This is a genomic window from Faecalibacter sp., from assembly GCF_057177045.1.
The window spans coordinates 2,786,188-2,798,621 of sequence record NZ_CM169987.1 but is presented as its reverse complement, the minus strand read 5'-3'; the positions used below and the strand labels follow the sequence as shown (position 1 = coordinate 2,798,621).

Here is a 12,434-nt window from a genome sequence, read left to right as displayed (position 1 = left end):
AAAAAATTTGAAAAAAAATAATTTAAAACCAAAAGGTTTTAATCCTACATGGATATATGCTATCATAGGATTAGTGCTTATTGGCTTCTTTTTATTAACGCCAAATATTGGAAGTCAGTCTAAAAGTTTAGACCGCGGGACATTCAATAGCTATATTACACAAGGCTATGTGGATCAAGTGGATTTAGATTTAGAGAACAATAAAGTAAGTGTTTACTTGACTGATGAAGCCTTAAATAAAGAAGAATTTAAGCAATTCAAAAATCAAGAGCCAGGTATTATGGATTTTGGAGCAAAAGGTCCAAACTATTCATTTACGATTGCTGATGCCGGTAACTTTGAAAAAGAATTCAATGAAATTGTTGCTCAAAGTCCAAACAAAAATGTGAAGCTAAACACTATCACACCTGATGTTTTCAGCAAAATGTTTTTAAACATTTTCTTATGGTTATTGTTCTTCGGTGCAATTTATTTCTTTGTTTTCCGTCGTATGGGTGGACCAAGCAGCGGTGGACAAGGAGGAATTTTTAACGTTGGAAAATCCAAAGCGAAATTATTTGAAGGGGAAGATCATATCAAAACGACTTTCAAAGATGTAGCGGGATTAGAAGGTGCGAAAGAAGAAATCGAAGAAATTGTAGAATTTTTACGTAATCCTGAAAAATTCACAAAATTAGGAGGTAAAATTCCTAAAGGTGCATTATTAGTAGGACCTCCAGGTACAGGTAAAACGTTATTAGCAAAAGCTGTAGCCGGTGAAGCTAAAGTTCCTTTCTTTTCGTTATCAGGTTCTGATTTCGTTGAAATGTTCGTAGGAGTTGGTGCTTCTCGTGTACGTGACTTATTTAAAAATGCCAAAGAAAAATCGCCTTCAATTATCTTTATTGATGAGATTGATGCCATTGGTCGTGCGCGTGGAAAATCAAACTTCTCGGGATCAAATGATGAACGTGAAAATACCTTAAATCAGTTGTTAACTGAAATGGATGGTTTCGGAACTGAATCGAATGTTATTGTAATTGCTGCAACGAACCGTGCAGATATTTTGGATAAAGCCTTGATTCGTCCAGGTCGTTTTGACCGTATGATTCACGTGGATTTACCTGAAGTAAATGAGCGTAAAGATATTTTCAAAGTACACTTACGTCCTTTAAAATTAGGTGAAGATGTAGACGTAGAATTCTTAGCAAAACAGACCCCTGGTTTCTCAGGAGCTGATATTTTTAATGTATGTAACGAAGCCGCTTTAGTTGCAGCTCGTAAAAATAAAGAAGTGGTTGAAAAACAAGATTTCTTAGATGCTGTTGACCGTATTATTGGTGGACTTGAAAAGAAATCGAAAGTTATTAAGCCACAAGAGAAAGAACGTATTGCTTATCACGAAGCTGGGCATGCAACAATTGGATGGTTAACTGAACATGCTGCACCATTGGTTAAAGTAACGATTGTTCCTCGTGGAAAATCGTTAGGAGCAGCTTGGTATTTACCTGAAGAGCGTCAAATTACAACGACTGAACAATTGTTAGACGAAATGTGTATGACAATGGGTGGTCGTGCAGCGGAAGAAGTTGTGATGGGTAACATTTCAACTGGAGCATTAAGTGACTTAGAAAAAGTGACAAAACAAGCCAATGCTATGGTAAGTATCTACGGATTAAATAAAGAAGTAGGGAATGTTTCTTACTATGATTCATCTGGTCAAAATGAATATGGTTTCAGTAAACCTTATTCTGAGTTAACTGCTCAAAAAATCGATAAAGAAATTAGTATTTTAATCGAAGGTCAATACGAAAGAGCCAAAGAAATTCTTCGTGCGAATAGAGATAAATTAGATTTATTAGCCCAAAAATTAATTGATAAAGAGGTCATCTTTAAAGAAGATTTAGAAGAAATTTTTGGTCCGCGCCCTTTCAGTTCAGATGCGCTTTTAAAAGAAGAGCCGACGACTGAACCGGTAGAAAAAGAATCAGAAATTATCAAAGAATAACTTTTTAGTATAAAAAACACATCTTAGGATGTGTTTTTTTTTATGTTCCTTTTTTAATCCGTAAATTTTACTACCTTTAAACACTCTAATCGAATTTTTGTAAATCATGATTATTCATGTGGAAGGCCATTAAAAAATTATTCAACAAGTCAATTACTGATCTGGAGAAGGATGAGCAAGAAAACGTTGATTTATTTCTTAAATCAGCTACAGAAGCTGAATCTTCTTTAGATGAATTGTTTGCGACCAACTTTAATTCAGGTGGTGGGCATTTCTTGTATTGTGGAAATGAAAATGAAGCCATTCATAATCTTCAACAAATCATCAATTACGAAAAGATTAATCGTATAATTTGTTTGGATCAAGATTTAGAATCAAAGCTTGATTCGATTTCGGTTCCATATACCAATAATCCGACCGACTTACCTCAAGGGTTCTCATTTTTAAAATGTGAATTTTTATGTGCATTTGACGGAAGCATTATGATTTCTGCACATCAAACGGCTGGCCGAAAAGTCGAAGAATTTCCAATGAATTTTATAATTTGGGCTAAACCTCAGCAATTTGCTAACAATCTGAGTGATGCTTTACAAAAATTAAAAAATTTAAAGAAAGACAATTTACCTTCCAACATTACATGTATTAGAGGAAAAGACATGCATAGCTTTAGTTCAATTCCAAATGCTAAAAACATTTACCTCTTATTGGTAGACGATATCTCATGAAAAATTTTATCCCCAGAGCAATCTCCGGATTAATTTACGCTCTTATTATTTTCCTAGGCACAACATTTCATCCTTATGGGTTATTAGCTTTAATGGCTATTTTTGCTAGTTTCTGTTTGTTTGAATTTATCAAATTAACCCAATTAAGAGACAAATTATATTTAGGTGGAAGCCTTGTTGCTTCATTATTCTTATTCCTATTTTTTGGAAAAGAATTCTATACTGTCTTTTTTACAGGAGCATCCAATTATGACTTTTTTCTTAATACCAAAGCATTTATTGGTCCTGTATTATTTACGATAGCCATTATCACAATATTTTACTCCACAAGAGAATTAATTAATGATTTCTCTAAAGCGACAGTAGCTGTGGTCTATGTAGTATTGCCATTTATTCTTGCATTAACGCTTCCAACCTTTGGATATGACTTGGGAGAAAACAAAATGAACCCTGAATTATTATTTGTTTTCATTCTATTGTGGACCAGTGATTCGTTTGCCTATATTGCAGGGAATTTATTTGGAAAACATCAATTCGCCCCTAAAATATCAGGTGCTAAAACTTGGGAAGGATTCTTCGGAGGTTTCATTTTCACGATTTTAGCAGGTTTTTTAATCGAAACGTATTTCGATCAAAACCCTATCATCAATTGGACGATTATTGGTGTAATTGTAGCGATTTTAGGACCTATTGGAGACCTTACAGAATCTAAATTGAAACGTTTTTTTGGTGTAAAAGACAGTGGAAATTTAATTCCTGGGCATGGAGGTTTTTTAGATAGATTAGATAGTTTTATATTTGTCGTTCCGTTTATCTATTTATATTATTTATTAGTATACACTTTATGAGGCTTCACAGAGAAGGTACATCCATTTTAATTGGATGCTTGGTATTATTTACTTTAATTACTATTGCGTTAGGATATAGTATCCCACCGTATGGATTTTTAATTGCATTACCATTATGGATTCTATTTGGTTTTGTGATTTGGTTTTTTAGAAATCCTGAGCGCGCAACAGATTCAACATCCAATTGTATCATTGCACCCGTTGATGGTAAAGTCGTGGTATTAGAAGAGGTCTATGAACCTGAATTTTTAAAAGAGAAATGCATTCAGCTTTCCATCTTCATGACCCCATTAAACGTACACGTTACCCGTTATCCTGTAAATGGAAACGTAATTTTCTCGAAGTATCATCCTGGTAAGTTTTTGGTTGCATTTCATCCAAAATCTTCAGAATTAAATGAACGAACAACAGTCGTTGTTGAGACACCTAATCAAACAAAGGTATTATTTCGACAAATCGCTGGTGCTGTCGCACGACGAATCGTGAATTATGCCCATGAAAATGATCAAGCTGTAGCTGGTCAAGAATATGGATTTATTAAATTTGGTTCTCGAGTGGATATTTTCTTGCCATTAGGAACTCAAATTGACGTAAAAGTAGGTGATATTACAAAAGGAGGTATTCAAAAGATCGGAGAATTAAAATAAAATTTCATTAAACGAACATTTTAATTTAATTTTGTCCCTCAGATATTATATAAATTATCTTACACATAAAATAAGTTGTAGACATGAAAAAATTAGGATTATTAGCTGCTGTAGCTTTATTCGCAGTTTCTTGTAACAATAAACCCGGAGGAAACCACGGCGTTTTACCTGTTGAGCACGAAGCATACACAGCAGAAGATGTGCACCACAGAAGTGAACACTTAGGACACGAGGAGCACACTGAAGAAGCTAAACACGAAGAAGTTAAAACTGATTCTGTTCAAGTGGAGACAGTTAAAGAAGATACAATTAAAGCTGGGAATTAATTTCCAGCTTTTTTTATTTTAAAATTGTAATATGCTCTTTCAAAATCTCAAAAGCTTTTAAGGTTTTGAGATTTGGTTTTATAAGATATACATGAAGCGACTGCTTAGCCAAAGGTAAATCTTCATAAGAATCTGTATATACTTCTTTTAACTTTTCATTCTTATTCAGCCATTGGAAGTGATATAGATTACTTAATTTCATTTCGCTATGGTTATCATTTAAAGTTCCATCCGTTTTTAAATGCGCACCAACGATTTTAATCTTTTGATTTTTAAAGTATTCTCTCAAATAGATTTCAGGCGCAGCTGAAGATATGATGACCTCATCTTGCTGATGAATATGTTGAACAAACTTATCATGAATCCATTGATGTTCATATCTACGAAGAAATTGGCAAAATATACGAACACTAGTCGAATTGATTTTATGCTTTAGAATTTCTTCTTTGAATTCGACATGAGAAATTGTTTTCATGATTTTCCTTTGCAATAAACATTTCGTCAGGTATAGACCCGCACTCCACTTAAGCGTTAAAAAATCAAATACTATCAAATAAACTACCCAATAAGGGAATGAATTGATGGAAATAAACGTTTCATCAAAATCAAAAACAACTTTATTACTTTGCATCTAAAGACCAAGGAAAACGGATTAATACATCACGGTACAAACTATAATCTGGCATAATTACGGGATTTTTTTTAGTCACAACTGCCGATAGTGTTTTAATTATTGATTGATGATGTTGCCTTTTGACGTAGTTTATAATTTCAGCCATAGAATGCCCTGTATCCACAGCATCATCTACGATTAAAATTAGATCATAATGATTCGTCTCTCTCTCATATTCTGCATGAATTGTACGTCGAGTATTCCTTTTTTTTGAAGAAAGCAGATGATGTTCAGCCACACGAATTTGATTCAAAACAATTTCTGGGGTGTAACGAAAAATGGATTTTACTAATTTTTCCCGTTGAGGGTTTTTCTTTTTCACTTTCGTTGTTGGACGTTGACATAAAATTTCAGAATAATCAACCTTTACATGCTTAAAAGTCGTCAATTTTTGATAGACCATTGTGGCAATGGGAACTCCACCCTCTTTTACGCCTAAAACAAGTATGGATTGGAAATCAATAATTAATTCATCAACAATTGATTGAAGATAAACTTCAAATTCAGAGCAATTAAAGTTGATGACTTTCATATATATAATTTAAGTTAAAATTTTTGATCCGAATAAGGCACACGATATTGGATAGATCGAACTAAAGTTGCTTCATCCGCATACTCTAACTCATCTCCAACACCTAACCCACGTGCAATCGTAGAAAATTCAATTTGATAATCTTTTAATTGTCGGTACAAATAAAAAACTGTGGTATCCCCTTCCATCGTTGAACTTAAAGCAAATATAATTTCTTTAATTTCACCATTTTTTGCACGTTCGATTAATGAAGAAATATTCAATTGTCCTGGACCAACTCCTTCCATGGGTGAAATTTTTCCACCTAATACATGATATGTTCCTTTGAATTGTCCTGTATTTTCAATTGCCATCACATCGCGAACATCCTCTACTACACAAACTAAGCTCTGATCTCTTAATGGATTAATGCATATTTCACATACCTCATGATCTGAAATGGTATGACATTTTGTACAATATTTAACATCATCAACCAATTGGTCCAAGGCTTCAGCTAAAGCATTGGTTTGAGATTTAGGTCGATTTAACATATGAAGTACCAATCGCAAAGCAGTCCTCTTCCCTATTCCTGGCAAATTTGCCATTTCATCTACTGCACGTTCCAAAACTTTACTTGGATAATTCATTTTCTCAAGCTATTAATTGATTAGCCTACAAAATTACTAAAATTCAAGGCTTTTAAATCTTCATTATAACTTCAAAAATATTAAATTTGAATCATATTTGTTAAAAAATTTATGAATTCATCTGTTTTGCTACTTTTTGTAGTAATCTATTTTATAGGATTGCTTGTAATCTCTTATTTTACAAGTCGAAATTCTGATAATCAATCTTTTTTCAACGGAAATAAAAAGAGTAAATGGTGGCTAGTTGCATTCGGTATGATTGGTACTAGTCTTAGTGGTGTGACATTTATTTCAGTTCCGGGAACGGTCGGTAAATTAACAGGGACAGAGTACGTCTATGGTGGATTTGAATATTATATGATGGTCATCGGTTTCTTTATCGGTTATTTTATTGTAGCTGCTATCTTACTTCCTCTGTATTATCGAATGAACTTAACTTCGATTTATACCTATTTAGGAAAACGTTTTAATGTGGAGGCACATAAAATGGGATCGATTTTCTTTATTATTTCTCGTGGTATTGGTGCAACAGCACGACTATATTTGGTGGTTAATGTATTGCAATTGTTTTTATTGGATCCCTTAGGAATTCCATTTTGGGCGACAACCGCAGTATTATTAATTATGGTTCTTCTTTATACTTTTGAAGGGGGAGTGAAAACCATCGTAGTGACTGATACATTACAAACTTCTTTTATGATTATCAGTTTAATTGCATGTATTTGGTTTATATTAAATCAATTAAATTTATCTCCAACAGAGGCTTTCAATCAATTATCAGCTCAAAATTATACCCACTTCATCAATTTTGATCCAAATTCAAAAACATTTTTTCTTAAAACTATTCTTGGAGGAATGTTTATTACAATTGCGATGACCGGACTAGATCAAGAAATGATGCAAAAAAACATTTCTGTGGATAATGTTGCCAATGCCAAAAAGAACATGTTGACGTTTGCTGGTACATTATTATTCGTCAATTTAGCCTTTTTATTTTTAGGCGGAATACTATATTTATATGCAATTGAAAATGGAGGTTTTTATAATGTAATCGAATCTACATTTCATTTGAAAGAAGGTGGTGTAAATGTGATGGGTGACGACTTGTTCCCTGCTTTATCCTTACAAGGTTACTTTCCAATGTTTATTTCTGTAATTTTTATCATTGGATTAATTTCGGCCTTATTCCCTTCAGCAGATGGTGCCCTTACTGCCGTGACATCTTCGTATTGTGTGGATTTATTAAATATTAATGATCGCAATGATTTAACTGAAAAACAAAAGAAATCGTTACGTCTTAAAGTGCATTTAACCTTTACAATTGTATTTTTTATCCTGATTATGATTTTTAAAATGATCAATAATAAAGGAATAGTTTATCTAATCATGGAAGTTGCAGGTTATACATATGGCCCACTATTAGGTTTATTCGCTTTTGGGATTTTTACTTCGCGTAAAATTGTTATCAAATATGCAATCATTACCGTATCGTTACTTGCACCTATTTTAACCTATATTATTAACGAAATTGTTACTAATTTTACCGATTATAGAATCGGAGTAGAGTTAATTATTTTAAATGGATTATTAACTTTTATCGGATTATGGTTAGTAAGTAAACACATGCCTGAAGAGGCCAACACGATTTAGAATGGAGAAGAGATTAAAATTAATATGGGATTTTCATGGTCCAGATGCTTTACCAACAGCAAAACATCATGAAATTCATTTGAAGCAATTCATTGAACGCGATCAATTGGCAAATCATATCACTGGTTACGAAGAACTAGAGGAAATGCACGCCATTGCGTGGCTTGTTGTGAACGAATCGGAAATGATTGCCGTTCGCGATGCTTTAAAACCTCACCGAGGAGAATGGTACAACGACTAAAATATATAGCTCAATTGACTCGATTTCAATTGAGCTATTTTTTTAACCTAAATTTTATCGCATTCGTGCTTCGATTGATTTCTATACCCCCGAAAAATAACTTATTTTTGTAAAAATTATATCAAACAAACATGACACTTCAAGAACTTCAAACACAAGTACAACAAACAAGAAGAGACATTTTAAGAATGGTACATACTGTTAATAGTGGTCACCCAGGTGGATCATTAGGATGTACTGAATTTTTAGTCGCCCTATACGGAAAGGTAATGGACTACTCGACAGATTTCTCAATGGACGGAAAAAATGAAGATTTATTCTTTTTATCTAATGGTCATATCTCTCCTGTATTTTACAGTGTTTTAGCTCGCAATGGTTTCTTCCCAGTAGAAGAATTAAACACATTCCGTAAATTAAATACACGTTTACAAGGACATCCAACGACACATGAGGGATTACCAGGTATTCGTGTAGCTTCAGGATCTTTAGGACAAGGATTATCGGTTGCTATCGGAGCAGCATTAGCTAAAAAATTAAACAATGACGATAAATTAGTTTACACATTACACGGTGATGGTGAATTACAAGAAGGGCAGATTTGGGAAGCATTAATGTTTGCTGCAGGTAAAAATGTAGATAACTTAATCGCTACTGTAGATTACAATGGACGCCAAATTGATGGAGATACCGATCATGTATTACCATTAGGTGACTTAAAAGCGAAATTTGAAGCTTTTGGTTGGGACGTTATCGATGAACCAAAAGGAAATGATTTAGAAGCAATTTTAGCGACATTAGAAAAAGCAAAATCTTTAACCGGAAAAGGTAAACCAGTTGCTATTTTATTACACACAGAAATGGGTAATGGAGTAGATTACATGATGGGAACGCATGCTTGGCATGGAAAAGCTCCTTCTGATGATCAATTAGCTTCTGCATTAGAACAAAACCCTGTAACTGAATTAGGAGATTACTAGAATCCTACAATAAATTACTCCCAACTACTATGAAAAAATTATTTTGTTCCCTTTTCGCGTTTTGTTCTTTAACATTAATTGCTCAGGAAAAAACGTATAATTTTAATCATAAGATATCTTATCAATATTCGGTATCTGATGACATAAAAGCATTATACGGAGATGAATATTTTGCTGATAGTTTCTTAAATATTTATTTAGGAAAAGATGGCATTTTGGGGCATTCAACTTCTGATTTTTTGTTTGATCGTTTTCAATCGTCAGCATTTCTAATTACACCTACACGTTATTACGATGTGATATTTAAATCATTGGAAAATGAAATAGGTATAAAAACTCCAACATTATTGGATTATTCAGCAACAGATGAACATTTTCCGTATGATGAAGAATACTTTTCAAAGAAAAATCATCTTGTTGCATTAAATCGAACAGAAACGATTAATGGATACACCTGTAATTATTACCAATTGAATGAAGAAAATGTTGATGATACAACGACAGTTTGTATTGATGAAAAAAGTAAAATTGATAATGTCAGTTTTCTTATTCCACACACTGACATTAAAGGTTTAATCGTCAAACTTGGTTCTAATTCACATGGAAATTCAATAATTATTAATCAGGTAAAGCCTTCTCAATTGAAATTATATTTTGATGAGAATAAAGCCATTTCTGACTATCAAAAAAATCTGGAGATTGTAAAGAATCAATATAAGGAGATGTATGAGACGCCTAGTGAAATTGAAGATACAGTAACAACTTATCCTTATACAGCTGATAATCGATATGATGACCCTTTGTATAATTATTATTCTTACGCTCAGTCTGATGATTTAAAAATAAATAATTTATTTACTATTATGTCATCATCAGCAATTGCCATTGTTCTGATGGATAATGATTATGATAATACGTATGATTTTGATCGTCAATCGGCGTTAAAAAGTGTAGATGCATCAACAAAGAAGACGATACAGCTTTTCAAAAAGCATGGGTTGATTGATAAAAACGAAGCAAAAGAACTTAATAATTTATTTACTAAATATTATAATGATGCAAATGCATTTGTATTGGTAAAAGATACAGCATCATTGGACATCGTTTCTGAAGATGGACTATGGAATCTCAATGATAGTATTGAAGAAGCAGCAGCCCTTGCCAGCTATCAATCGTTATACAAACAATCTTCATTGGATGAAATTAATCTTGCAATCCATGAGTTGAATGCGCCTTATTATATGGAGTACACTCCGAACTATTGCAAGGATTTAAAAATTCAAATTCCATCATTTACTGACAAATCATTAAAACAAATTGTCTATAATTACAGTGGACAAATTTGTGATTTATACTTATACAATACAGGCTTAATTGATGTAAATTCAACAGTTGACGCCATCAGAAAAAGTATTTGGGAGCTAAGTAAAAATTACGATTCGTATAATAAAGAAGACAAAGAAAAATTAAAAAAATTCTTAGATTCTTTGGACTAATTAGAAAAAAAATAAAACATACGGAAGGCAACTTCCACATAAAAAACAATTACAATGATCGATTTAACATACACAGAAAAAAAAGATACACGTAGTGGATTCGGTGACGGATTAACAGAATTAGGAAGAACAAATCCTAATGTTGTGGCATTATGTGCTGATTTAATCGGTTCTTTAAAAATGGACCAATTCATTAAAGAAAATCCAGAGCGCTTTTACCAAGTAGGAATCGCTGAAGCGAATATGATGGGTATTGCTGCTGGTTTAACAATTGGTGGAAAAATTCCATTTACTGGAACTTTTGCTGAATTCTCTACAGCACGCGTTTATGATCAAATTCGTCAATCGATTGCTTATTCAAATAAAAATGTAAAAATTGCAGCATCTCACGCTGGTTTAACCTTAGGAGAAGATGGAGCAACGCACCAAACATTAGAAGATATTGGATTAATGAAAATGTTACCAGGAATGGTTGTTATTAATCCTTGTGATTATAATCAAACGAAAGCAGCTACAATTGCTGCAGCAGAATACGAAGGTCCTGTTTATTTACGTTTTGGGCGCCCAGCTGTCCCTGTATTTACTCCTGCTGATCAAAAATTTGAAATAGGAAAAGGAATCTTAATGAACGAAGGAACAGATGTAACGATTGTTGCAACTGGACATTTAGTTTGGGAATCTTTAGTGGCTGCAGCAGCATTAGAAAAAGAAGGAATTTCATGTGAAGTAATCAATATCCACACGATTAAACCTTTAGATGAAGACATTATCATCAATTCAGTAAAGAAAACAGGAAAAATTGTTACTGCAGAAGAGCATAATATTTTAGGAGGTTTAGGAGAGTCAGTTGCACGTGTTTTAGCACAGAAATGTCCAACTCCACAAGCATTTGTTGCAGTGAATGATACATTTGGTGAATCAGGAACTCCAGCAGAATTAATGGCAAAATATGAAATTGATTCAAATGCTGTTATAGCGAAAGTAAAATCTTTATTATAATCCTTCATTGGATCGCAATAAAAAACCCACCTAAATTAGGTGGGTTTTTTATGATTTAAAGTTTAGTTCGGTTTTAAGTTGTTAGTGATGCAAATATCATACAAGTAAATATTTTATACAATACCTATAAATAGGTATATTTACTTATAAACGCTTAAAACTTATTTAAACTTAAATTTTGATTTGTTTATATACACGTATTTTACCAGAAATAATGTTATAATTGAGTAAAGCTTCTTCGTATATAATAAATATTAGTGTTAATTAGTCCTAATTTATAAATTAAAACTGAGATTAACAACAAGGGACTGAAAAAAAGTAGATATTCTTTTAAGATGAAGAAAAATAAGCAAGCCGATAAGCCGGATTCTGTCAGTTATAACAAGTTATAACGCTTTGTCATTTATCTAGGACTTGAATTACTCCAAGTCTCGAGCTACCTACCCCCCAACAACGGACGGGAAGCCCTTAACTGTTGGTATACATGGTATTTCACCGCATAGAGTTTACCTGGTTTCACTACAGCCGAACTGTACTTGCTTTCTGTTGCACTTGTCCTCGCCTCACGACGGACGGGTGTTACCCGCTATGCTTTCCCTATGGTGTCCAGACTTTCCTCCCCGAAATAAAATTCGCAGCGACAAAGTGGCTTGCTTGGTACAAATGTAAGCTAAATTATAACAAACAAAAAAGCTCGTAAACGA

At 33.1% G+C, this 12,434-nt stretch carries 13 protein-coding genes and 1 other RNA gene; 10 read left to right on the top strand and 4 right to left on the bottom strand.

The features are described from left to right. Positions 1-7: 7 nt before the first annotated feature. The 5 genes from ftsH to AC1QSP_RS13025 all read left to right on the top strand — a co-directional run bounded on the left by ftsH (position 8) and on the right by AC1QSP_RS13025 (position 4,533). Complete coding sequence (ftsH, locus tag AC1QSP_RS13045) at positions 8-1,987, top strand: ATP-dependent zinc metalloprotease FtsH (protein WP_484079054.1); 1,980 nt, start codon at positions 8-10, stop codon at positions 1,985-1,987. Positions 1,988-2,103: 116 nt separating this feature from the next. Then, positions 2,104-2,712 carry a hypothetical protein gene (locus tag AC1QSP_RS13040; RefSeq protein WP_484079053.1) on the top strand — a complete coding sequence of 203 codons (609 nt, stop codon included), beginning with the start codon at positions 2,104-2,106 and terminating at the stop codon, positions 2,710-2,712. Beyond that, positions 2,709-3,560 (top strand): phosphatidate cytidylyltransferase, encoded by an 852-nt coding sequence (locus AC1QSP_RS13035; RefSeq protein WP_484079052.1) that lies wholly within the window; start codon positions 2,709-2,711, stop codon positions 3,558-3,560. The genes AC1QSP_RS13040 and AC1QSP_RS13035 overlap by 4 nt, the downstream gene beginning before the upstream one ends. Next, entirely contained in the window at positions 3,557-4,207 is a 651-nt protein-coding gene (locus AC1QSP_RS13030) for a phosphatidylserine decarboxylase family protein (protein WP_484079051.1), read from the top strand. Before AC1QSP_RS13035 ends, AC1QSP_RS13030 begins: the two co-directional genes overlap by 4 nt. Positions 4,208-4,290: 83 nt before the next feature. After that, positions 4,291-4,533, top strand: coding sequence for a hypothetical protein (locus AC1QSP_RS13025; RefSeq protein ID WP_484079050.1), 243 nt, complete (start codon positions 4,291-4,293; stop codon positions 4,531-4,533). Positions 4,534-4,546: 13 nt separating this feature from the next. Here AC1QSP_RS13025 and AC1QSP_RS13020 read toward each other — a convergent pair whose 3' ends face one another. The 3 genes from AC1QSP_RS13020 to recR are packed head-to-tail and all read right to left on the bottom strand — an operon-like array spanning position 4,547 to position 6,367. Continuing rightward, positions 4,547-5,164, bottom strand: a complete 618-nt coding sequence (locus tag AC1QSP_RS13020; RefSeq protein WP_484079049.1) for a haloacid dehalogenase-like hydrolase — start codon at positions 5,162-5,164, stop codon at positions 4,547-4,549. After that, positions 5,154-5,738, bottom strand: a complete 585-nt coding sequence (locus tag AC1QSP_RS13015) for a phosphoribosyltransferase family protein (RefSeq protein WP_484079048.1) — start codon at positions 5,736-5,738, stop codon at positions 5,154-5,156. Before AC1QSP_RS13015 ends, AC1QSP_RS13020 begins: the two co-directional genes overlap by 11 nt. A 14-nt stretch (positions 5,739-5,752) precedes the next feature. After that, positions 5,753-6,367: a recombination mediator RecR gene (gene recR, locus AC1QSP_RS13010; protein WP_322970903.1), complete on the bottom strand. Its 615-nt coding sequence runs from the start codon at positions 6,365-6,367 to the stop codon at positions 5,753-5,755. A 111-nt stretch (positions 6,368-6,478) separates the two neighbouring features. Here recR and AC1QSP_RS13005 point away from each other — a divergent pair, with 111 nt between their 5' ends. From AC1QSP_RS13005 to AC1QSP_RS12985, 5 genes are all read left to right on the top strand, one after another. Further along, positions 6,479-8,017, top strand: a complete 1,539-nt coding sequence (locus tag AC1QSP_RS13005; protein WP_484079047.1) for a sodium:solute symporter — start codon at positions 6,479-6,481, stop codon at positions 8,015-8,017. A 1-nt stretch (position 8,018) separates the two neighbouring features. Continuing rightward, positions 8,019-8,258 (top strand): hypothetical protein, encoded by a 240-nt coding sequence (locus tag AC1QSP_RS13000; protein WP_484079046.1) that lies wholly within the window; start codon positions 8,019-8,021, stop codon positions 8,256-8,258. Between the two features lie 131 nt (positions 8,259-8,389). Beyond that, a complete protein-coding gene (locus AC1QSP_RS12995; protein ID WP_484079045.1) occupies positions 8,390-9,235 on the top strand; it encodes a transketolase in 846 nt (281 codons plus the stop codon). Positions 9,236-9,264: 29 nt separating this feature from the next. Then, positions 9,265-10,731 carry a hypothetical protein gene (locus tag AC1QSP_RS12990; RefSeq protein WP_484079044.1) on the top strand — a complete coding sequence of 489 codons (1,467 nt, stop codon included), beginning with the start codon at positions 9,265-9,267 and terminating at the stop codon, positions 10,729-10,731. Between the two features lie 57 nt (positions 10,732-10,788). Further along, positions 10,789-11,730: a transketolase family protein gene (locus AC1QSP_RS12985; protein ID WP_323674069.1), complete on the top strand. Its 942-nt coding sequence runs from the start codon at positions 10,789-10,791 to the stop codon at positions 11,728-11,730. Positions 11,731-12,072: 342 nt separating this feature from the next. Here AC1QSP_RS12985 and rnpB read toward each other — a convergent pair. Then, positions 12,073-12,387, bottom strand: an RNA gene (rnpB, locus tag AC1QSP_RS12980) — RNase P RNA component class A. Between the last annotated feature and the right edge of the window lie 47 nt (positions 12,388-12,434).